This window comes from bacterium (assembly GCA_030019025.1).
Lineage (GTDB): Bacteria > Hydrothermota > Hydrothermia > UBA1063 > UBA1063 > UBA1063.
Map to the genome: position 1 here is coordinate 1 of JASEFR010000020.1, position 22999 is coordinate 22999.

23 protein-coding genes are annotated in these 22999 nt (G+C 39.5%); 5 read left to right on the plus strand and 18 right to left on the minus strand.

The features are described from left to right. The first annotated feature begins 449 nt into the window (after positions 1-449). The gene (locus QMD82_05985; GenBank protein MDI6851467.1) at positions 450-707 is read left to right on the plus strand and encodes a hypothetical protein; all 258 of its coding nucleotides are present in this window, start codon (positions 450-452) and stop codon (positions 705-707) included. A 359-nt stretch (positions 708-1066) separates the two neighbouring features. Here the strand turns inward: QMD82_05985 and QMD82_05990 are convergent, their stop codons facing one another. The 5 genes from QMD82_05990 to QMD82_06010 form a co-directional block, all read right to left on the minus strand. Next, the gene (locus tag QMD82_05990) at positions 1067-1273 is read right to left on the minus strand and encodes a hypothetical protein (GenBank protein ID MDI6851468.1); all 207 of its coding nucleotides are present in this window, start codon (positions 1271-1273) and stop codon (positions 1067-1069) included. 330 nt (positions 1274-1603) lie between these two features. Next, entirely contained in the window at positions 1604-2911 is a 1308-nt protein-coding gene (locus QMD82_05995; protein ID MDI6851469.1) for a PKD domain-containing protein, read from the minus strand. Positions 2912-3324: 413 nt separating this feature from the next. Continuing rightward, positions 3325-3825, minus strand: coding sequence for a hypothetical protein (locus tag QMD82_06000; protein ID MDI6851470.1), 501 nt, complete (start codon positions 3823-3825; stop codon positions 3325-3327). A 386-nt stretch (positions 3826-4211) separates the two neighbouring features. After that, entirely contained in the window at positions 4212-4571 is a 360-nt protein-coding gene (locus QMD82_06005) for a 4Fe-4S binding protein (GenBank protein MDI6851471.1), read from the minus strand. A 354-nt stretch (positions 4572-4925) separates the two neighbouring features. Further along, complete coding sequence (locus tag QMD82_06010; GenBank protein MDI6851472.1) at positions 4926-6371, minus strand: radical SAM protein; 1446 nt, start codon at positions 6369-6371, stop codon at positions 4926-4928. Between the two features lie 108 nt (positions 6372-6479). Between QMD82_06010 and QMD82_06015 the strand changes: the two genes are divergently transcribed. After that, entirely contained in the window at positions 6480-7118 is a 639-nt protein-coding gene (locus QMD82_06015; GenBank protein MDI6851473.1) for a hypothetical protein, read from the plus strand. Between the two features lie 218 nt (positions 7119-7336). Here the strand turns inward: QMD82_06015 and QMD82_06020 are convergent, their stop codons facing one another. Further along, the gene (locus QMD82_06020; protein ID MDI6851474.1) at positions 7337-7753 is read right to left on the minus strand and encodes a DNA-binding protein; all 417 of its coding nucleotides are present in this window, start codon (positions 7751-7753) and stop codon (positions 7337-7339) included. Positions 7754-8024: 271 nt separating this feature from the next. Here QMD82_06020 and QMD82_06025 point away from each other — a divergent pair, with 271 nt between their 5' ends. After that, complete coding sequence (locus QMD82_06025; GenBank protein MDI6851475.1) at positions 8025-8507, plus strand: hypothetical protein; 483 nt, start codon at positions 8025-8027, stop codon at positions 8505-8507. Here the strand turns inward: QMD82_06025 and QMD82_06030 are convergent, their stop codons facing one another. Continuing rightward, complete coding sequence (locus QMD82_06030; protein ID MDI6851476.1) at positions 8508-9575, minus strand: glycosyltransferase family 2 protein; 1068 nt, start codon at positions 9573-9575, stop codon at positions 8508-8510. 700 nt (positions 9576-10275) lie between these two features. Between QMD82_06030 and QMD82_06035 the strand changes: the two genes are divergently transcribed. Then, positions 10276-11502 (plus strand): DUF438 domain-containing protein, encoded by a 1227-nt coding sequence (locus tag QMD82_06035; GenBank protein MDI6851477.1) that lies wholly within the window; start codon positions 10276-10278, stop codon positions 11500-11502. Between the two features lie 47 nt (positions 11503-11549). Here QMD82_06035 and QMD82_06040 read toward each other — a convergent pair whose 3' ends face one another. Then, positions 11550-12170, minus strand: coding sequence for a glycerol-3-phosphate acyltransferase (locus QMD82_06040; GenBank protein MDI6851478.1), 621 nt, complete (start codon positions 12168-12170; stop codon positions 11550-11552). A gap of 118 nt (positions 12171-12288) precedes the next feature. Between QMD82_06040 and QMD82_06045 the strand changes: the two genes are divergently transcribed. Next, positions 12289-13602, plus strand: a complete 1314-nt coding sequence (locus QMD82_06045; GenBank protein ID MDI6851479.1) for a chloride channel protein — start codon at positions 12289-12291, stop codon at positions 13600-13602. Here QMD82_06045 and phoU read toward each other — a convergent pair. From phoU to rph, 10 genes are all read right to left on the minus strand, one after another. Beyond that, positions 13585-14262 (minus strand): phosphate signaling complex protein PhoU, encoded by a 678-nt coding sequence (gene phoU, locus QMD82_06050; GenBank protein MDI6851480.1) that lies wholly within the window; start codon positions 14260-14262, stop codon positions 13585-13587. The two genes, QMD82_06045 and phoU, sit on opposite strands and share 18 nt — an antisense overlap. A gap of 9 nt (positions 14263-14271) precedes the next feature. Further along, on the minus strand, positions 14272-15015 hold the full coding sequence (gene pstB, locus QMD82_06055) for a phosphate ABC transporter ATP-binding protein PstB (GenBank protein MDI6851481.1): 744 nt from the start codon (positions 15013-15015) through the stop codon (positions 14272-14274). Between the two features lie 2 nt (positions 15016-15017). Then, positions 15018-15842 (minus strand): phosphate ABC transporter permease PstA, encoded by an 825-nt coding sequence (gene pstA / locus QMD82_06060; GenBank protein ID MDI6851482.1) that lies wholly within the window; start codon positions 15840-15842, stop codon positions 15018-15020. After that, positions 15839-16774: a phosphate ABC transporter permease subunit PstC gene (pstC, locus tag QMD82_06065; GenBank protein ID MDI6851483.1), complete on the minus strand. Its 936-nt coding sequence runs from the start codon at positions 16772-16774 to the stop codon at positions 15839-15841. The genes pstA and pstC overlap by 4 nt, the downstream gene beginning before the upstream one ends. Further along, on the minus strand, positions 16771-17796 hold the full coding sequence (gene pstS / locus QMD82_06070) for a phosphate ABC transporter substrate-binding protein PstS (GenBank protein ID MDI6851484.1): 1026 nt from the start codon (positions 17794-17796) through the stop codon (positions 16771-16773). The genes pstC and pstS overlap by 4 nt, the downstream gene beginning before the upstream one ends. A gap of 9 nt (positions 17797-17805) precedes the next feature. Next, positions 17806-18789, minus strand: coding sequence for a hypothetical protein (locus QMD82_06075; protein ID MDI6851485.1), 984 nt, complete (start codon positions 18787-18789; stop codon positions 17806-17808). A gap of 74 nt (positions 18790-18863) precedes the next feature. Continuing rightward, on the minus strand, positions 18864-20567 hold the full coding sequence (locus QMD82_06080; GenBank protein ID MDI6851486.1) for an ATP-binding protein: 1704 nt from the start codon (positions 20565-20567) through the stop codon (positions 18864-18866). A gap of 1 nt (position 20568) precedes the next feature. Next, a complete protein-coding gene (locus QMD82_06085; protein ID MDI6851487.1) occupies positions 20569-21252 on the minus strand; it encodes a response regulator transcription factor in 684 nt (227 codons plus the stop codon). Positions 21253-21258: 6 nt separating this feature from the next. Then, positions 21259-22281: a GntG family PLP-dependent aldolase gene (locus QMD82_06090; protein ID MDI6851488.1), complete on the minus strand. Its 1023-nt coding sequence runs from the start codon at positions 22279-22281 to the stop codon at positions 21259-21261. Positions 22282-22291: 10 nt separating this feature from the next. Beyond that, positions 22292-22999, minus strand: coding sequence for a ribonuclease PH (gene rph, locus QMD82_06095; protein ID MDI6851489.1), 708 nt, complete (start codon positions 22997-22999; stop codon positions 22292-22294).

Sequence of the window (22999 nt, forward strand, 5' to 3'; positions counted from 1 at the left end):
CAAACTTCATAAGGCAGAGCAACTCACGCTTATTAAGATATTATGGGCAATCTGTTCCTTCGCATTTTGAGTAATAAGATGACTAACAGGCCAATCACAAAAGATGTTTAAGGGGAGAAATTTTAAGGGAGAAACGAGCGGAATATTTAAGGGAGCATCAAGAGACGGAGAAGAACGGGGATTACACAGGAAAGCCAAGGGCGATAGATGGTAAAGAGCCTCCTTGTTTTTGTGAACCTTTTGAAGAAAGTTGTATAATTTTATGATAGTTTTGTTGATTTTCACAATATCGCGAGTTGCTCATTAAAAATCTACACGAAAGTGTACACGTTGCCTCATGCTAAAATCTACACAAAACGAGGGGAATGCATAACTCTCCTTCTCCAAAGAGAGAAAATAAAAAAGGGGAGAAAGAGGGTCAAACCATGCTCACAAAGGAGCTATGCGTTATGACCAGAAAAAAGATAGCATTCTTATACGTCAAGAGGTATAGAAAAGCCAGGAGGAAGAAGGATAAGAGTGAAATATTGGACGAGTTTGAGAGAGTTGTGGGGTACAATCGGAATTATGCGTCGTGGTTGTTGAGGCATGCGTTGACACAACAATATGAACCCTTGAATCCTGCTAAATTACGTAAAACTATTGTAAAACGTCAAAGAAAATTTCATTCTTTAGCAACACCTTTAAAAGGAGTGTATTATGAGTAGATTTTTTCATGAATCTTTCATCCCTATTTCATGTAGTTTTTATCGTGAGCAATAGGGATCCAGGTATTTTTTAAATTCAACAAGGGTTTCTTTAATGAATTCTGGTATATCAGGGTCTTCTAAAACTCTACGATACGGTGTTTTAGTCTGGTAGAATCTTTTATACTTTTTACCCACTTTTTGTTTAGAGGGCAATCCCATAGTAGGGATGAAGAAATTGTGCCTCAGTTCTATGTAATAGTATAATTGTTTGAGTATTTGAGGTTCTTTCTGTGAGTCGTATGGTATACCGCCTTCCCTGTATTTATCATGGTAGGGCTTTAAAAGCCTGTCTATTGTAGCATGTGAAACTTGTTTTATTAATGCTCTATCCTCTTTATTACCCTGTTGTGGACATTTAAAAGATAAATTATGTATTTCCTTGAATATCCAGTGATACTCTCTAATTCGTTAAGGATAATTGTCTTCTCCTTTTTAGAAGACCTCTTGTATAACTTTTGATTGGCTTCTATTATGGTTTTCTTCTGTCTTGAATTAAGATTTTGATGTGGTATAACAGCTTTCATGGGGAGCTCCTCCTTTTTGGTAGAATGATAATTTACTGTATCTTCTCTAAAGCCCCCCTTTTATCTGTCTTTTTTTGAGGAAACGATGTCCCATTCGGTACAATTATTTTTGAGGAATCGTGCTTTTGGTACTTAAAAGATACGCCCCCCTTTCCCATTTATTCTCTTTTTATGGAAAAGAAGGGCGAAATGCTGTTCGGTAATGGCTATATTTTATAAAGATGAAATGTAGAACGCAGGGAATGTATAACGGTGGTGGGTAAAAGGAGGAAGATCCTATTATGTCAGAAGAGTACGGGGCAAAATCTTTCATAGAGTATTTCGCACGACTTAGCGCAGTTTAATAATTCTCAAACTGGTAAAATCGGCAACATAAGCATAATCACCATCTACTATAGAGAACCATGCATTACCCGGGGTGTCGATACCAGTTATAATGTTAGGATTGGACGGAGAGGAAACATCTACCACGTAGTAACCGGCTGTACTGGCTCCAACATAAGCATAATCTCCTGAAGCATATATGCCTTTGGTATAATCGGGAAAAGAAACAGTTCCAACAACAGAGGGAGATGCAGGATTTGACACATCTACAATTTTAAGTCCTGAAGCTTCTGCAGCAACATAAAGGGTATTCTGGGAAACAAATACTCCACTGGCATTGGAGGAAACATTAACATTGCTTACAAAAACAGGGTTTTGGGGATTACTTATATCTATTATCTGTACTCCATATTCATTATTGGCTACGTATGCGTATGAACCAGAAACAAAAATGTCATAGGCGTAATAACCAGGTAATGTAATAAAGCTTTCTCCTAAGGGAGCTACCGGATTGGTGAAATTGATAATTCCCATAGTCCATTGCTGTCCAACCACATAAACCCTCCCACCGGAATAAAATAGTCTCTCAAATGACTTATAACCCGAAGTATCGGCAAATTGCCCTACTTCTCTGGGAGAGCTCGGATTCGATATATCCAGTGCTAAAACGCTTGTAGTTTTAGCATAGGTATAGGTAACTGCTATATAAGCATAGTTGCCCGAAATTTTAACATCATTAACCCATGGTTCTTTTGAACTGTTAGAAGGTATAAACTGTCCGACCGTGGTTGGACTTTGCGGATTACTCACATCAAGAATTATAAGCCCTTCGCTTCTTGCAGCAAGATAAAGATAATTTCCTGACTTTGCAAGCTTTATAAGTCTGCCGTAGCCGGGGATGTCAAAGTGCCCCACTTCTGTAAGATTGAAGGAGTCACTCTCAGTGCTATCAGAAACTGTGACTACAAGTGGATCACTCCATTTAGATTCTCCAAAGTCATTTTTTGCTTGCGCTTTTACATGAAAAGTACCCGGCGCATCCCAAGAATGTGAAATAAACACAGTGTCGGCTGGTCCAACTGGGCCTATATAATCGCTTAGATTCCCATCTCCAAAATCAAAACGAATACTTACGGAATCTGTCTCATCGGCGGCAGGTCTTGTGTAGAATGTTCCCGTTTCACCAACGGCGAGGTTACCAGGACCTTCGGGTTTTAGAGGAGCTTGCGGGCTAAATAACAGCCAGTCACAGGACAATAGTAGCAGAAGGAACATAATTCCAACGCCACCAAGCCATTTTAGGTAGCTTTTCATAACTTTCCTCCTTCTTAAGTTGCAATTATGCAGTATATTTTTAATGTTGTCAAACTTCGGGTTGTACCAAGTTCTATTATTTAAAACTTAGTTTGTATGATTCAAGATACAACCCGATAGAATTGTTGCACTCTCTGGTTCTCTGATGAGATGTCAAAATATGTTGGTCGCTCGCTTGGAGAACTATTTTTATAGCAGTAGGATAACTTTGAAAGCGATTGAGTAGATAGAAAAGAAGTTACGGACGGAGTAGATGGGTAAATTCTTTTGCATAGATGCTATTACTGTTTTCGGGTAACTCTATAATCAAAAAGCTGCCAAATTTTCCTATACAATCTTAGAGTGTTTTCTAAAAATACATCCACTTCGTCACAGTGTAGAAGGAGAGGTGTAGTTGTTCCTCTATGACTTACTTATTTAATAATAATGTATTTAATCCACAAATCGGTCGTGTAAGAAATAGAGTCTGGGGTTACCTTAAGACTATCTATGAAAAAGAAGGCGTCATAGTTTTCCAGAGTGGTTATGTAATATGCATGGCCAGCCATTGGTTTTTCAACAGTCCACATATCCATCTGCGTTGTGTCCGGTGTCATTCCTGAAGGGTCAAGGTCTATTACGTCTTCAAGATTTACCTGACCAAGGTCTATGATTTTCTTTGTGGAATCTCCCCATGCATTATGCAGAATTCCTGGTGCGGGCTCACCGTTATCCCCCACCCAGGGCTCTACAATCATATCGGCAAGCGAGTCACGTCGTGCAATACCCTCGCTGAAATCAAAGCCACCCTGCGATAAGTCTCCCTTAGTAGTTATGTAGGCGGTTTGGTAATTGCTTTCGGATGTGTCTTCTGGATTGCACCCGGAAAATAGGGTGAGTGTTACTACAATTATCCCAAGAGCCAATTTCCTCATATTATCCCCCCTTTAGTTGATATTATACAATTTGTTTCCAATGGTGTCAAACCGCCTATGCCTCATTTATAATTTGCACAAAACACTTCAAATTACGTTCCTATGTCCCTTTTTTCTAAGAGGGAAGAAGGTCATACTTAGGAAGAAGCTTTGCATATGAGCAGGAAGAGGATAACATTATTGGGTGCTAAAGAATGTAAAAAGCCAGATTTGCCTTAACTGATATAAAGACTTAGTGAATAAAAGCAATACCATTAAGGGCTTAAGGTAAGGAATTTGGAGTAATTTGAAATTTTCATTTTAATCATCACTTCTTTGATCATTCTGATGCTCTGAAGGGAGAGGCGTATATGCTATGTTGGGCAATGTTTCAGCTAAACAATCTTTCACTTTTTATTACCCCTTTTCACAAGGCGTTTACCTAAAAGGTTTAACTTGAACTTCCTAATAACATCAGGATATATAATCTTCCTCCTCGGACTCTCAAAATATAAAGCGTCAAAAGGACACTTGACAATGCATGCGCCGCATTGAACACACCTATCTGCCCCTGGCATTAAAGCAGTATGTTTATTTTTATCCATTTCATAACAGTTTCTGGGGCAAACCTGCTCGCAGATGCCTGCACCGTAAACGTAGGTTTCATTTGTTCTTGGCCACAATCCACCTGGAGCATAATTTACTACATCATGGCCAAATATTCCGTAGTTGTTGATGCAGATGCACAGTTCGGAGCCATCGACCAATAGATCTGGACACCGCTTATGTTGACTGCTGGGCGAGCATAGAGCATGCTCACTAAGACTATCGTTATTAATACCACTTTTTAACGGGACTCATTTTAAAACCTCCTTTATTTAGCCTCTTCTAAGTATAACCTTGTTATTGGATAGATTAAATTTGCTTCTAATATGTATCCCTTGAGCTGCTGTTTTTTAGAAGTAATAGGTGAAACGGCTGAGGTCCATTTAGTGCTTTTGCGCCGAACTCGTAACGAGAGAAGTGATAAGAAGTACTAAACTCATGGCATTATTCCAATTCTATATAACCTTTGATTGATATTAACTAATCTCAACTAAGAAGCTCAGGATTCTCTTTTCTCACGCTGAACTTATTTTAATTTTTTCTAAATTCTCTTTTAAAAATTCCTCTTTCCAGATCTTTTCTGTGAGGTTTCTCAACCTTTCGTCGTATTCAATCATCTTTTTCTCATACTCAGGGTCTTTGAAAGCGACTTCTGCGTTTTCGTCTTCTGGCTTTACTTCATTTCTGGCAATATTATGCTTGAAGTTCTTATAGTGATCCCTGATTGAACAAGGCATGAGCCAGTTCTGAGGAATGCTACCATGTTCGTAACCATATTCAAATTGCCATTCTCTTCCTCTTTTGAAAAACTCTGAGAAGAGGGCGTCCGAAATAGTACTTCCGCGCTTGTATATTTCAAATATATTGTCCACATAATAAGGGACAAAAACACAAGGCATGATATTTCCATTCCAGTCTATGTAGATATAGCCTCCTGGTCTTCCGTATGCTATACAACCATCCGACACGACCCCCGAGTTCCAGAAATCTGCGACAAAATACTCCTTTTCCCTGACGCATTTCTGCCATGTTCTGAACATTTCGACTCTCTGTTCGGGGGTAGGCATTAGATCGACGTTTATACCCCTTCCGATAGGCATATACTGGAAAATCCACATATAACTTGCGCCAATTTCATTGAAATAGTAGTCATAAAATTCCTCATTTGTTAAGAGATTAGCGTTGAACCTCGTTCCTGTGATTGAAACACCAAAGGGTACTCCGTGTTTTTTAAGGTTATCCATAGCCTTGAGGATTCTTTTCCACGCACCCTTACCGCGCCTTGCATCTGTTTCCTTCTCATATCCCTCTACTGAAATTGCAGGTGTTATATTGGCCAATTCTGCCATCTCTTTTGCTACCTCATCGGTAATAAGTGTACCGTTGGTATACATAAGGAAATACATATCAGAAAATTCTCTGCACAGATTCAATATCCCCTTTTTGTTTTCGTACATTAAGGGTTCACCACCTGAAATAGTAACAAATCTTGCACCCCATTCGTCATGTATTTCCTGAAGCAATCTTCGGGACACTTCGTATGGGATTTGTCTTGCTGTTTTATGGTCGGCAGCAGCATAGCAACCTGTGCACTGAAGATTGCAAAGCTGAGTAGGACTCAAAACTATGAAGGAAGGGGGGTAAATTCCATACTTTTTGTAAAACGTTTCCTGTGCCTCTTTGGCCTCACCTAATATAGCACCTTTAACGAGAGTGTAAATGACTTTTGAAACTACTTCCTTGCTTATGTAACCCTTGTCCACATTCCTCTCTACCGAGCGAATCATGCTCTTCAGTAGGTAATATTTGTGTTTTTGTACTTCTTCGGGTCTTTTTTTACCGTTTCCTTTAACGACGGTTGCATAGATGTAGGTAACTACACTTTTTCGGAATAATGGTCTTGTTATGCTGGGGTATTTTACAAGATTTGACAGACTTCTTAGCAAAATTTCTTCTTTCATTTCTCCCCCTCTCTTTAAATTTGTTTAAATTATATGTAAGTTTTTTTGAATTGTCAATATCGGGGGTGTATTTTGATAGTTTATAATGGAAGCTCTAGATTAAATACAATGATGAAGGAAGATTTAAAAAAGATATTATATCTTGGACTATTTGCCATAGGAATGGCATATGTTGAGGCAGCGGTGGTGGTGTATTTGAGGGAGCTTTATTACGCTGATAATATTCTATCTTTGTTCCCGTTAAGGAGCTTTACTATTGCGGACTTGCGGATTGAAATTTTTAGAGAAGTTGCAACCTTTGTCATGCTCATTTTTATTTCTCTTTTAGCTTTCACCGAAAATATAAAGAGATGGGCAGCTTTTTTCTTCACATGGGGAGTGTGGGATGTCTTTTATTACGTCTGGCTTAAAATTTTGATAGGGTGGCCGGTATACTGGACTGATTGGGATATTCTTTTCTTGATACCTGTACCATGGCTGGCACCATTTATTACCCCTGTTATTGTGGCATTCTTTTTTGTGATCGGGAGTCTTCTGATTTTCTTGAAAAATGTAGAAAAATTAAGAACAGGATATTTATTCCTTTCACTTCTCGGAGCGGTTCTCATATTTTTAAGTTTCATCTGGAAAGTTATTTTTGCAAAAGTGGATATTTTGTATGTGACTCCGGGGGGATTCCCCTGGCTCCTCTACGCGGCTGGTTTAATTTTAATGGTTTTAGGATACTTGTTATCAATCACAAAATAATAGTAGGCTGGTTTCTCTGTGCACACATTCTATTGGATCCCTACGAGCACATCGAGGCCCGGGTAAGCTTTTACACGAAAAGTGTGCCTTCCCCCAAAGGGTGAAGAGAGGTAAATAGGAATGTTGAGAATCAAGAAACTCCATACCAAGACATGTAGAACCTACTCTCATTTTACGTTGATGTCTATGTGAATAATAGAAAAATGGTTCACTAATCTCTATTTCGTAAATCTTAGCTTTTTAAGGCCACCGATTTCCTTACGGATTACGGGAATGCCAAATTCTACTAAGAACATTTCAAGAGTGTTGCATACTCTGGCTTCTATAAAGTGGCCACCCATAACCTGACCGTTCCTAAGGCCAACAATAATATGAAGGTGAAAGTTTGGATCGGTTTGGGGTGTGATTATTCCAGAAATTCCAAGAAGTTCTACAGGTTCATTGGCTTCGTGTATTTCATATTTTTCCCCGTTCCAGTAACCCATTTTAACCTTTTCCAACATTCCAAGAGCGGAGGCGATCACAAGAAGGTGCGCTCCTTTTTCCATTTCCGCGAGGGTCTTTAGGTTGCCCTCTAAATCCTCACCGTGGTCCATTACTACTGCAATATAGGAACCCTCTTTTCTGATTTCCATAGACCCTCCTTTAGAGTATTATAAAATTAAAAGCCTAAAATTGAAACACTGCTCATAATGTTTCAAAGGTTTAGTAGAAATTTCAAATTTTTCACACCCTAAGATGGATAAAGGCTCACTTTTTATGAAGTTCAAGATTATGATTAATTGCGCATGCCCGTTTATTAAACCGAGCAGCGTAAAAGTGCATAAAAGTAACTGTGAAAAAGCCTAAGAGGCTATAGTTTTGCGTTTTTGAATATTGTAGAAGATTCTTTAAAATTCATAAAGCATGCAATTGTTTATAATTAATTTTATATTTTGGTTTGTTATAATGTTTTTCGCGGGGGTTATTGTTCATTTTATCCCGTCGGAATTTTATGATCCCGATAACTTTCTATTCAAGCCGAGAAAGTTTGAATTTGACGGAAGGCTCTATACCTTCCTTTTTGCAATAAAGAAGTGGAAGGATAGATTGCCGGAATGTGGTGAGTTTTTCAAGTTCAATCCGTTTAATAAAAAGAAGTTGCAAAGGATGAAAGACCTTGACTATTTTGAGAGGTTCATTCTTGAGACCTGCAGGGCTGAGCTCACCCACTTAATTCCCATTTTGCTTTACCCCGTTTCTCTTCTGTGGAATCCTTACCCTGTTAGTCTCTATGTTTTGATTTTTGTGCTGGTTACAAATCTTCCTTTCCTAATTATCCAGCGTTACAACAGGATTCGGTTTCTGAGAATTGTTAGCAGAATGAGGCAGGAAGAAGCAGCAGCCTGATCAACCTTTTGTGAAAATTTTAACCCCTTTCCACTCCACAACCCCGAGTATATAGGTTGTGTAGAAGGAGTAGGCTATTATAGATAGCGTAAAAATGACGAATAGGGGATATATAATGGGAACGATGAACCAGAAGTTCCCCAGGCGTTTAAGGAAATGGAATATAAGGGCGGAATACATAATGTATAGGTAGTGGAAAGGGGGATTTGTTAAAAATACAAAAGGTATCAGAGAGCCGATCAGAAAAATTAGTATGGGAATAACTACTCCCCAGTCCACTGTCGCAGCCCCAAGGGCGGAGTTTTTGGTCCACCCTTTCCATAGGTCTTTAAGCCCGCCTGGATACATCCTGAAAGAAATGTCTTCACCGCCGAGAAAATTTTTAATGGGTATTCCGTTCTTTGCAAGTAAGCTTCCCAGTTTGAAGTCTTCTACAACTTCATTTTTCAAGGCTTCGTGTGTTCCTATTTTTTCATAATGGTAACGCTTTATTGCGATTAATGGCCCGTAAAGCCCTTTAATTGTAACCCTTTTTGAAATGAGAGAAAAACTCCGGGAGGCCATGGAGGAGAGGATGGCATATATAGCGCTGAAATTTTCGTAAAAATACTGTATGTTGTGGTAAGGCCAGATGGAAATAACGCCCTCAAAATTCTCTATTTCGCCCACGATTTTCGCAAGTGCATCGGGAGAGTTGAAACGGACATCTGCATCAACGAAAAGAAGGATTTTACCTCTTGCATTTTGGTATCCTGTGAAGCAGGCAAAGGGCTTTCCCAAAAATTCTTTGGGTTTTTCTTTAATTTCAATAACCTTTGCCCCAAAAGACCTGGCAACTTCCGCGGTATTGTCTTGCGACTCGTCATCAACGACTATCACTTCGTAGTTTTTGTAAGTTTGGTTTCTGAGACTGTTCAAAAGGTATGGAAGGTTGTGGGCTTCATTTTTAGCGGGTATGATGATAGAAAGAAATAAGTCCTGTTTTTTGCTTTTCTTTTCGAGAAAGACCGGTTTCGTGAATAAGAATAGACCTGCCAAAATCCCCAAAATAGATAAGACAAAATACATGTTATTGAATTATAAAGATTTAAAGGTGAAAGGACAATGGGGAGTCAAAAGTTTAAGCTCAGTTTGGACATGGGAAATGCTTTTATGCTATTATTTGTGATTTTTCTTTGTTTTCCCGATGAAAATGCCCTTGGAAAACATCATCACTCTTTTTGAAACCGAGTCTGTTTTTAGTAGAAACTGACTTTAAGTATTCAAAACTCCCGAGGTGTTGAAATAGGGTTACAAGATTTACAATCCTTCATTTAAGATTATTACAGGTTCTTCTTTTTCCTTTTAAGTTTGTTACAATTAACTCTTTTAGCCTCCTATTTTGTCTTCATCAGGTTGGTTGTCCATTTAATTCTGTTGTCTCCAAAATATGGTGAGACTTTGCCGGTGTCAGCCTCAGTCCTAAGAGGTGTAATGCCCCTCAAATAAAACTCATTTATGTAAGGTAAGATGTTGTAGCGGGTATTGCGATACCGAAAGGGGCAAAACAGCCCACGATTTACCATTAGGATCGCATCAGGGAATCGCTCTCTTAGATGTCGAGTAAGGTTGGACATCCCTTGTAAGTCCAATAGTAAGGACCGCGAATCAATAAGAGAAGAAACTTATATCAAAATTTTTATGGAAACCGAAAGGAGAGAAATTTGTTTTTTGCACTTTACAGGTTATAATTAAATCATACTATTTTAGTAAGAATTAGGGGGGTAATATGAGTGAGCTTTTCGGAAAGGACCTGAATAGAAAGAAAGAGGCTCTAAAGGAGCTCATAAAGAAAATCCATGAGGGAGAAAATCCTGAGGAACTCAAAAGGAGGTTTAGGGAAAACTTTGGGGACGTTACCAGTGAAGAGATTGCGAGGGTCGAAGAAGAACTGATAAAGGAGGGGTTCCCAAGGGAGGAAATTGTTCGGCTTTGTGAGGTTCACCTGGCGGTTTTTAGAGAATCTGTTCAAAGAGAGCAGGCATCTGCAGGAAAAACTTCCCCCTTCCACCCTATAAATATTCTGATGAAAGAGCACGAGATAATGCTTGAAAATGCGAAAAGAATGGTTAGCTTGCTCAAAGGTCATAACAGCGAGTCTTTCCTAAAAGATGAAAGGGCATTCTCAACTTTGGAAGACCTTATTCATCATTTCAAAGAGGCAGAAAAACACTACCTGAGAGAGGAAAACGCACTATTTCCTCTTCTTGAAAAATACGAAGTTACTGAACCACCAAAAATTATGTGGATGGAACACGATTCCATTAGGGAGATTAAGAAAAATCTATTCACTCTTTTTGAACGGTACAAGAATTCGCCTAATACTAAGGATTATGGTGAAATGACGACGTATGCAGAAAAGCTGTTTACCACAATAAATAGCCACTTTTTCAAGGAAAATTCAGTGCTTTTTCCTACTGCTTTAAGGGTTGCGAAGGATGAAGAGTGGGAAAAGGTCAAAAAAGATTTTGATGAGATTGGTTACTGCTGTTTTTATCCTCAACCTCACCTTTTGAAAGAAAAGAAGGAAGAGGCGACGGTATCCGAAGGCAGTATCAAATTACCCAGTGGTTCTTTCAACTTGAATGAACTTATAGCGGTTCTAAATACCCTCCCTGTTGATATAACCTTTGTGGATAAGAATGACGAGGTAAAGTTTTTCAACGAAACAAAGGATAGGATCTTTGTCAGAACGAGGGGAGTTATAGGTAGAAAGGTTCAAAATTGCCATCCCCAAAAGAGCGTACATATAGTGGAAAAGATTCTAAAGGAATTTAAAGAGGGTAAAAGAGATGTAGCGGATTTCTGGATTTGGGTCAAAGGTAGGTATATTCTAATAAGGTATTTTGCAGTAAGAGACGAAAAAGGCGATTATCTTGGCACCTTAGAGGTGAGTCAGGATATTACCGATATCAAAAGGCTTGAAGGTGAGAAGAGACTTCTGGATTGGGAGTGATTTGGTGTAATTTGGAATCTACGTAGGCTGTACATGATGCTAATTCCTCATTCGATTTTATCCCATACGTATATGTCCCACAGTGCCTTTAATTTATTTGTACTCTGTCTGATGTAATTAAATCCCCCTATTAGCCTGGTAATTATAAAGACCGCTAATAGGCTCAAGGTGAAGTGCAAAGCCCAAGGAGGTTGCTTAGTAGCCCAACCCAAAATGGGTAGAAGAATGAAAAAAACGGGCGTTGCCGGTGCTGTGCTTTTTAGAGTTAAGGTAATTATGACGTAGAAAGCAAATGCCTTGATAGTTAATGATGGTAAGAGGTAAGCTGAAAGGCCGAGGGAAGCGGCTACTCCTCTTCCCTGTCCCCTAAATTTAAGCCAGATGGGGAAATTGTGGCCCAGAATTGCTGCAAGTCCCGAAAGAAATACAATTTCTTTATGGATAGAAAGTAACGTTTGAGAAATTAATACAACAATTATTCCCTTTGTAAAGTCAAAGATAAAGGTCAAAACTGCGTATGGAAGCCCCAGAACTTTGTAGACGTTGGATGTGCCTATCTTTTTAAATCCTTCTTTTGTAATGTCAACTCCCTTTATCTTTCCCAGTAAATATCCAATAGGAATAGAGCCGTAAAGATATCCAATTAATATAGAGACAAAGACTTTCATATGCTATATTATAACAATGCTTTTGTTTACTTCAAAATTTGCTGTAATTTCAGATTGCGTATTTTGGGAGTGGTAGTTTTCCCTTGTTTAGCCTAAACTTTATAATTTTAATGATAATATGATAAAGCGAGAAATTTCTGCTCCATATAAGTACATTGTGCTTGGTCTCTTGAGTGGTTTAAGTGCTGGTGCGGGGGCACTCTTTTTTGACAGATTTGTTGAGGCTGCGAAAAAATTATTTTTGGAAAACCTCTCCCAATTTTACATTAATAAACCGTTGGCAGGCCCACTAATTTTCTATCATGATAGGTGGTATTTAATTCCCTTGGCTTTAGCCTTTGGAGGGATTTTGGTGGGACTTGTTACCCGATTTTTTGCAAAAGAAGCGGCGGGGCACGGTACCGATTCTGTAATTAGAGCTTATCATGCGGAAGAAGACATTCCGATTAAGATACCCATGGCGAAAATTGTAGCCTCTGCCATTACCCTTGGAACAGGAGGTAGTGCTGGTAAAGAGGGACCTATGACCCAGATTGGAGCAGGACTTTCTTCCTTCTTTGCAAAAGTTTTCGGATTTGATGAGAAGGATAGAAAAATAGCTCTGGCAGCTGGTTTGGGAGCAGGAGTTGGGGCAATTTTTAAAGTTCCTATTGGTGGCGCAATTTTAAGTGCCGAGATCCTTTACAAACAAGATATGGAAACGGATGTGCTTTATTCATCTGTGGTAGCCAGTGCTACAAGTTTCGCAATTTTTGGCTTCTTCAGGGGCTATCAACCAATATTCACGGTGCCTGGGTTTGCCTTTGATCCCAAATTGCTTCCTCTATTTGTAATTGAAGGTTTTCTTTGTGGATTTCTGGGAATATTGTTTATAAAAATGTTTACAGGTATAGACTTATTTTTCAAAAAAATGAGAATTGAAGGGATGCTTAAGCCTGCCATAGGTGGGTTAATAGTGGGAATCATAGGGTTATTCTTTCCCCATGTCCTTGGTTCTGGGTATGAGAGAATACAGTTCTTACTATCAGGTTTTCAGGAAAAACTAAATATCCCGATACCTTACTGGCTTTTTCTTTTTATTCTCCCTTTTTTGAAAATGTTTGCCACCTCAGTAACTCTTGGTTCTGGAGGAAGTGGCGGCGTATTTGCGCCAGGTATGGTGATAGGCGGTTTTATAGGAGCTTTTTGGGGTTATGTCTTTAAAACGATAATGCCAGGAATTGTGACCTCTGAAGTGCCTTTTATCGTCGTTGGAATGACTTCTTTTTTTGGAGCTACTGGGAAAATAAGCCTTTCCATAATTCCTATGGTGATAGAGATGACAGGGAATTTACATGTAGTTCCTTATGCGATGATTTCTAATGTGGTCGCAACTCTGATTACGGGACAAAACACCATTTATCCATCACAAAAATTAAAAAGAGGTATCTGATTTATTTCTAAAGTGGCCATGTCTGTAAATTTTCCCTGAGACCGCGTAAATTACATCCTCGGCTAAATTGGTTGCATGATCTGCCACCCTTTCAATATTTGAAGAGATAGCAGTGAATTCGATGAGCATTTCTGGGTTAATTTGGTTGGTTGAACATAGCGAGGTTGATTTTTTCAGGATTTTCTGATTCAGTCTATCAATTTCATCATCCTTTTGTAGGACAGAGGTAGCAAGGCTTGTGTCTTCCTTCAAGTAAGCCTCAAGGGACTCCTTTAACATTTCAAGAGTTTTTGATGCCATTAAAGAGATTAAAGAGTTTATTTCTTTTACTTCAGGGTAGTTAATCAGAATAAGCGCACTCTGTGCTATGTTTGTTGCGTGATCACCAATCCTTTCAAGGTCATTGTTCATCTTTAACATCATTGCAACCGTTCTTAATACCTTAGCCCTTGGGGAGTACAATGCAATAAAATCCAGACAGAGTTCGTCAATTAAGTTTTCTTTTTCGTTGGCGTAGACTTCGTCTTTTTCAATCACTTTTTTAAGTATTTCTGCATTTTTTGACAGTAGGCCATTTATTGCATTTTTAAACATGTAGGTCACATGGGCATGGTAGTCCAATATTTCCATATTTATGTTTTTTAGTTTTTCCTCCAGCATAATGCCTCCTCATCCAAGTTTACCTGATAAAAATTCCTCCGTGACTTTCTTTTCCGGTGTTGTAAAAATTTTTGCTGATGGACCGAATTCTACAAGGACACCGTTGTAGAGAAATGCCACAAAGTCCGAAATTCTCGAAGCCTGTCCTATGTTGTGGGTTACGATGAGAATGGTAACTTTTTCTTTAAGGTTTACCAGCAATTCCTCTATTTTTGCAGTGGCCTGAGGATCGAGGGAAGAAGTGGGCTCATCCAGAAGAATTATGTCTGGATTCATTGCGAGGGCCCTCGCGATACAAAGTCTCTGCTGTTGTCCTCCAGAGAGAAAGGTGCCTCTTTTAAAGAGTTTATCTTTAACTTCATCCCATAACCCAACAGCCTTTAAGTTTCTTTCCACAATCTCGTCCTTTTCTTCCCTTTTTAGTTTTATTCCCCTCAAAATGTATCCTGCGATGACATTGTCGTAGATACTCATATGAGGGAACGGATTGGGCCTCTGAAATACCATTCCAACCTTTGCCCTCACATCTTCAGGGGACATCTCAAAGATATCTTTGCCCCCAAGGTAAATTTTACCCATGACGGTAACATCTTTGTACAACTCATGCATTCGGTTTATTGATCGGAGTAGAGTGGATTTTCCACATCCTGATGGACCCATAATTGCAGTAATTTTTTTCTCTGGTACTTTTAGATTTATGTTGAAAAGGACCTGGTGGCTCCCATAAAACACATTGAGATCCTCTACTCTCAAAATTACATTTTCCGTTTTCTAACTCCCAATTTTGCGAGAATACTGATTAAAAACACTATTAGGATTAGTATAAGGGATGCACCCCAGGCGATCTGATGCCACTCTTTGTATGGACTGGTCGCATAGTTGTATATTAACAAGGGCAATGCATTCATCGGTTTTAAAAGATTAAGGTTCATAAACGGATTTCCAAAACTGGTGAAAAGGAGGGGTGCTGTTTCACCAGCAACTCTCGCAAAGCTTGTTAGAAGACCCGTAAGAATTCCTGGAATGGCGAAAGGTATTATTACTTTCAATGTGGTGTTAGTGAGGTTTGCCCCAAGAGCACGGCTTGCTTCTTTGAAATCCTTGGGAATCATCATGATGCTTTCGACTGTGGCGGTTACCAAATTGGGTATCATCATTATTGCGAGAGCAATACTTCCTGCTAATGCAGAATATCCTCTCATTGGTTTCACGCACCAGAGGTAGGTTACTACCCCTATTACAATTGATGGGATCCCCGCAATTAGTCGGGAACTTATAGCAGTAACCTTACTTAAAAACTTATCTGGAAATTCTGCGACATAAACGCCCGCAAAAATGGAAATGGGTGTAGCAATAAGGGTGGCAACTGTGGTAATGATCAACGTGCCCACTATGGAGTTTAATGCTCCTCCCCTTTCACCAACAGGTCGTGAAACCTTTGTGATGAGGTCAAGATTAATGGCACTGATTCCCCATTTTATCAGTGTGAAAAGTATTATTAGGAGGGGAATAATGGTAAAAAAGGAAAATATTAAAATTCCCACTTTAAAGGCTTTGTCCAGAAATTTTCTTCTCCTCATTTCTGCTGCCTCCTCACTATTAGAAGGTTTCCAAGGAAGTTGAAAATTAAGGTAATCAGAAAGAGAATAAGACCGAGAAATATCAAGGCACTCTGATGTACACCCGAGGCTTCATTGAATTGATTAGCTATGAGGCTTGCAATGGTATTACCCGGTGCGAAGAGGTTAGCTGGAAAGTTGTTAAAGTTACCAATTACCATGGTTACTGCCATTGTCTCCCCTAAAGCCCTTCCTAAGGAGAGGAGAAAACCTGCTAAAATACCTGATTTAGCCACCGGAAGCAAGACTTTCAGATTTGTTTCAAAAGTATTAGCACCCAATGCATAAGAAGCTTCTTCAACGTCTTTGGACACAAGCTTTAGCACTTCAGAAGCGATGGAGGCAGACATAGGGATTATCATAATGGTCAGAACAATTACCGCTGTAAAGATACCAACCCCATAGGGAGGATATCCCAGTTTTAACTGAATTACTCTTACTATCGGAGCCAAAGCGAAGAGGCCCCAAAATCCATAAATTACTGAGGGGATTGCTGCAATTAGGTTAAGGGCTGTGGTTATAATGTTTTTCACGGTTTCTGATGTATTTTTAGTCTTTGTAAGAAAGGCTACTGACAAGGAGAAAGGCACAGATAAAAGAAGGGCGAGAACGGAAACAAAGAGGGTGGTGGCAATAAAGGGTAATGCACCGTAGGTTTCTTTAATAGGATCCCATACGTTGGAAATAAGTGGTTTAAGGCCAAAGGTTTTAATAAAGGGCCAGCTCGATAAGAAAAGGGTTAGCATAAAGGCTGAGATTATCACCGATACAAGAAGGGCTGAGGCCTTTAAAAGGTTGGAAAAAATAGCATCTTGAGAAAGGTTGACTCTAAATAAGGCGAAGGGGAGTTTCAACTCCCCTTCGCCATTAATGTTTTTGTTCTTTTCAATCATTGAAGCCTTTTGCCTTCAAAAGTTATTGTGGTGAGATTCTTTTCTATGATTTTAACTACTCTTTCTGGCAGAGGAGCGTAGTCGAGTTCCATGGTGTAGTGCTGTCCTTCGTGGGTCATCCAGTGGAGGAGTTTGTAGAGCTCCTTTGCTTTTTTTCTATCCTTGAGGTAAGAAAGGTCTTTATAAACCAGTATCCAGGTGAAACTGGAAATCGGATAACCCTCGGGATTATCGGTATCGGTTATGGAGACTTTAAGGTGTTCAGGGATCTTCACATCGGCTGCCTTTGAAATAGACTTAAGGTCTGGCTTTACAAAATTTCCTTTCTTGTTTTTGATGAGTGCCACAGGCATGTTGTTTTGCTTAGCATAGGCTAATTCAACATAGCCGATAGCGCCTTCTATTTGATTAATGAGTGCAGCAACGCCCGCATTGCCTTTACCGCCAACACCTCTTGGCCAGTTTAGTGACTTTCCTCTCCCCATTTTTTCTGCCCATTTTATATCTGCTTTTGTAAGGTAGTCTGAGAAGACAAAGGTGGTTCCGCTTCCATCAGCTCTGTAAACTGGTGTTATCGGGAGTTTTGGTAACTTTATGTTGGGATTCAGTTTCTGAATTCTATTGTCGTTCCAATGGGTTATGTTGCCGAGGTAAATGTCTGCTACGATGTCAGGGGCAAGTTTTAACTCGTTGATACCTTTCAGGTTGAAGGTTATTACCACTGCGCCGAGGCAGGTTGGAATATGGAGGACCTCCGCACCTGCCTTGTTTTCCTCGTCAGCGGTCATTGGCGCGTCGGAACCTGCGAAATCAACGGTTTTTGCAATTAACTGTTGAATTCCTCCACCAGAACCAATAGCCTGGTAGTTTACTTTGATTCCTGTGGTCTGGTAGTAGACATCAAACATTTTGGAGTAGAGGGGGTAGGGGAAAGTAGCCCCTGCCCCAGTGAGCTCTACTCCCTGAGCCTTTACGCTACCTGCGAGACCCAAAAAGAGGGTGGCCAAAAGAATTTTTCTCATGTTTACCCCCTAAAAACTTGCATAAAAGGTTAACTTCACATAAAAATCATTTGTTATGTTCTTATTGTCATACATGACATAAGCGACGTTTGGAATTAGAGAAACGTTTTTAATTATTTTATAGGAGAGACCTGCGTATATTAGGTTAGCCTTAGAAAACTTTGAGAGAGGCATGTAAGAGATTTTGTCACCTTCTGGATTCGCTTGCATTACTCGGTCGTATCTTAAGTAGGCTTCCATCCTTCTTGTAATCTCCTTAGCAGCAAAAATTGATGCGAATCCTTGCCGGCCATTTTTCTTCTGATAATATCCAAATTCTGCACCTACCCTGAACGTTGGTATGTTGTATCCTATGAAGGGCCTGAGAAGGGTAGCGGTGGTGGAATCGTCTATTATTTCGTATCTTCCTGAAAAGTCAAAGATTAGCCCTTTAAATGGTTCGATTTTTAAACCGAAATAGTTGTTAAGCTTATTTTTACCACCTTTCGCTGAAAGTATGCTTAATTCGCCTATGGACTTTTTAAAGTTAAGTGATATTCCAAGGTCTCTGGATGGAACTATTCTTTGAAAGTCTAATAGGGTCTTTTCTACCGCTCTTAAGCCCCATACCTTCTCCGGAGATTCCAAGATAATGGTTGGCTGAACGCCAAAGGTGAATTTTGCACTCCCGATATTGTAAGATAAATAGGCATCTTTTATATAAGGTGTAAGCTTAGTTTCTGGCCTTTTATCCACATTGGGACTTTTCATTTCGAGTCTAACTCTCACCGAAACTCTATCTTCGGTTTTTTTGTCGAAGGTCAAGTTTATTCTTCTTATAAGAAATCCATATTGCCCTTTTAGGGAATCGATGTTAGACTGCTGTATGTAGTACATGTCACCAAACATCACTCCTGAGGTTTTCATTGCTTCTTGCGATTTAGCATTCTGGATCGCCATGAGGATTAACACAGCGGTCATTATCCACCCTCTTTGTGATTTTATTCTGGTCATTTTACCTCCTTTTGATAGCAATAAAATTATTGAGTGGAAGTGTTAAGGGAGTGTTAAGATCTGGTTAAAAGAAATTAAACTTCCGGGATTGTTATAGTAAATGTAGTTCCAAAGCCAATTTGGCTTTCAACTTCAATAATCCCCTTTAATAATTGGACAGCATGTTTTACAATGGCAAGTCCCAGTCCAAAACCTGCTCCTCTTGACTTATCCATAGTGAAAAACCTTTCAAAGATTCTGGCTCTTAAATTTTCAGGGATACCGGGGCCTGTATCACTAACTGTTATTTTAAGTTTGTTTCCTTTCTTTTCTATATTCAGCTCCACTTTTCCTTTTTCGGTGAATTTTAAAGCGTTATCAAGGAGATTGATAAGGATCATCTTTAACTTTTCAGGGTCACTTTTTATGGTTTCAGTATCCGTTTCAATTGAATGGTGAAATTCAAGGCCCTTCTTACTTGCAATGTGCTCGAAGGGTATAATTATGCTTTCAATAAAATCCTTCAGATTGATTTCTTTGATCTCTACTTCCAGAAGATTTTCCAGTTTTGAAAGGGTATTGAGTTTTGCTACAAGCTGGGATAGTTCGTCTACAGCTTTAAGAATTGTTTCAACGTATGAGTTTATTTTGCTATCACTGTTTTCTTCAAGAATGGTTTCCGCGTAGCCTTTTATAATAGTGAGAGGAGTTCTTAGGTCATGGGAGACGTGGGTGATGAGTTCTTTTTTGATTCTCTCTTTTTCAAAAGTATCAGTAATGTCAATTGCTATTATAATAATTTGTGGGATATCGCCCAGTTTTTTCAGGTAAACCTGAAGGTGTCTCTCTTTCCATAGGATTTCGTATTTAATTTCGTCGGCTTTTTCTTTCAAGATTGCTCTTGCATGTCTTAAAATTTCCAGTGAAGTTAGAGTCGAAAGGTCTGTCCCCACATCGCTTGAGAAAAGTTTTTTAAAGGAAAGATTGGAGTAAATCAGATTAAGTTGGTTATCTACAATAGCGATGGGAATAGGGATTGTTTCGAGAATTTCTTTTAGTTTTTGTTCGGTTTCTTGCAGAGCTCTATAACTTTTCATTAATTTTTCAGCTGTTGCGTTGAAATGTTCTGCAAGTTCTCTAAGCGGATCATCTTTACTTCTCAAAATCTTAACACTAAAGTCATTTTCCGATAGTTTTTTGAATGCTTGTAAAAAGAGAAAGATGTCTTTCCTGTATTTGGATTCAAGGATTGTTAGAATTAGAAATATCACTGCTGATACAACCAAAATAAAGATGATGTAGTTGGTTTTGAATTTTTTGTAGCTTTCAAATAGCTTTTCTTCTGGTTCGCTAACTCTAAGGACCCCTATGATGGTATCACCTTTTATCACAGGGACTGCGCAGTAGAACATTCTTCTCTTCAGAGTCTGGCTTTCCCTTTGGAAGAATCCTATTTTGCCATCCAATGCTTCAACAACTTCTGGTCTCCAGCGGTGGTTGTCCATGTTTTTTGGGTTTTTTCTCGTATCAAAAATCACAATTCCGCTGGTGTCGATAACCGTTATCCTGTTTCCCGTAAGGGAATCAAGGGAAAGCAAATTGGTAAAGAGCTCATCTCTTTTTTCAATGGAAAAAAGAGATTCTCCATAACCTTCTATGATGGAAAAAGCAAAGTCTCGAAGATTTTCCTGGTGAAGAGAGTTTATCCCCCTTTCCAGCACCTTTTCCGATGCAAAATATAGCCCCAGAAGGAATAAAAGGGTAGGGAAAAAGATATAAAAGTACAATTTTTTGTACAAATTACCTTGCCTCTATTTTGTATCCAAGGCCTCTAACATTCTTTATCAATTTTCCCAATTCGCCGAGTTTTTTTCTAAGATTGGAAATATGCGCATCCACAGTTCTTTCCAAAGTGTCTTTATCCAGCCCCCACAATTGAGATAGAATTTCTTCTCGGGAAAATACTTTGCCCGGCCGGGACGCAAGGAGGCTGAGGATTTTAAATTCTGTAGTGGTTAAATGGAGTTCCTTACCCTTAAAAAATACCTGGCTGGAGTCTAAATCTATAACCAGTTCTTCGCCGTAAGTTATTACTTCACCTTCCCTTTTCTCGTATCTTCGCAGAACACTTTTGACCCTTGCCACCAGCTCTCTCGTAGAGAAGGGTTTTGTTACGTAGTCATCTGCTCCCATTTCTAAACCCAAAACCTTATCAGCCTCATCTGACCTTGCAGTTAACATGATTACCGGTATTTTACTATATTTTTCTTGGCTTTTCAGGTATTTTAGTAGTTCAAAGCCATCCCAGTCCGGAAGCATAATGTCAAGAATTATAAGGTCCGGATAGTTTTTCTCCTCGAGATGTTTTAAAAGTTCAGAGCCGAAAGAAAATTTGTGAACGATAAAATTGAATTTGGAGAAGTTGATGGCAATGAGTTCTCTTATTTCTTTTTGATCTTCAACGATGGCTATGTGTTTTGACATTTCTGTCTAAGGCCTGAAATCCCCCAGAGCTTTCAACAGTCTTTCAACATCTTCTTCATTTACGTCTTTGTGAGTTACAAATCTTATACGCCCTGGACCAAACTGAAGGGCAAGGATTCCCCTGGATTGAAGGTGACTCAATATTTTCTGAGGGTCAACTTTTGTTTCGGCGATCACAATGTTAGTTTCTACTTCATCGGGATTTATTTTTAAAAATGGGAATTTTGACAGCCCTTCTGCCAGTTTTTTTGCGTTTTTATGGTCTTCTTCGAGCCTATCGATCATTTTCTGTATGGCTACAATTCCACAAGCGGCGAGAATTCCAGCTTGGCGCATCCCACCACCAAGAAGTTTTCTTATCCTTCTTGCTTTTTCTATGAACTCTTTAGTTCCACAGAGCATAGACCCTACAGGAGCGGAAAGTCCCTTTGAGAGACAAAACATTAAGGAGTCAAGATGTTTGGTGTATTCTTTAACATCTACTTTAAGATGGGTGCATGCATTGAAAATCCTTGCTCCATCCATGTGTAATGGCAAACCGTGTTCTTTACAGATTGCCGAGACTTCTGCGACGTAATCGGGAGGTAGGGATTTGCCTCCCCAGTAGTTGTGGGTGTTTTCGAGGCAAACTAAAGATGTGCCAGCCCTGTGAAGTTCTTCTTTCCTTATTGCCTTCCTTATATCTTCGGGGTCGATTATGCCCCTTTTGGATTTTAAAGGTCTGGGAATCGCTCTTGATATGTATGCAATGTGACCCACTTCACTGGTATAGATGTGAGACATTTCTTCGAGTATTACTTCAGTTCCATCCTTTGCCCATGCTCTCACTGCTATGGCATTCCCCATTGTACCTGAGGGAACAAAAAGGGCAGACTCAAAACCGGTTTTCTCTGCAGCGAGCCTTTCAAGCTCTATGACGGTGGGATCGTCTCCCAGGACATCATCCCCGAGGGGCGCCCTCATCATTGCCTCATACATTTCTTCAGTGGGTTTTGTAACGGTATCACTTCTGAAGTCTGAGATCCTCATTTTTTTCTCCTTACCTTAATTCCAATGCTTCTTTTTCCTTTTCTATGATTTTTTTAATACCCTCGTAAGCGATATCCAAGAGCTTTTCCAATTCATCCCGTGTTAATGGCCTTTTTTCTGCGGTGCCCTGTATGTCAATGATTTTTCCGGTTTCCGTCATCGTGACATTTAAGTCTACCTCAGCTTGGGAGTCTTCTTCGTAGGATAGATCTAAGTAAAACTTACCATTTACGATGCCTACGGAAACAGAACCTATAAACTCGAGAATCGGATTTTCAGTTATAACCTTCTGTTCCATCAAATATCTTATTGCGTCAAATAGTGCCACAAATCCACCATTTATTGCTGCTGTTCGTGTTCCGCCGTCAGCCTGCAATACATCGGCGTCTATAATGATAGAGATATTTGGCATCTTTTTAAGATCTAAAGCTCCCCTTAAACTTCTTCCTATTATCCTCGATATCTCAACGGAGCGGGAATCCAACTTTCCGGTGCGGGATTCTCTCGGTTTTCTCTCCTGAGTGGACCTGGGAAGCATGCTGTACTCAGCGGTGATCCAGCCTTGTTCCGAACCCTGAAGCCAGTTTGGAAGTTTGGTTTGAACCGAAGCGGTGCACAGAACAATCGTATTACCCATCTGAACGAGACATGACCCTTCCGGGTTTTTAAGATAGTTCCTGGTAAATATAATTGGCCTTAAATCAAGGGGATTTTTCAT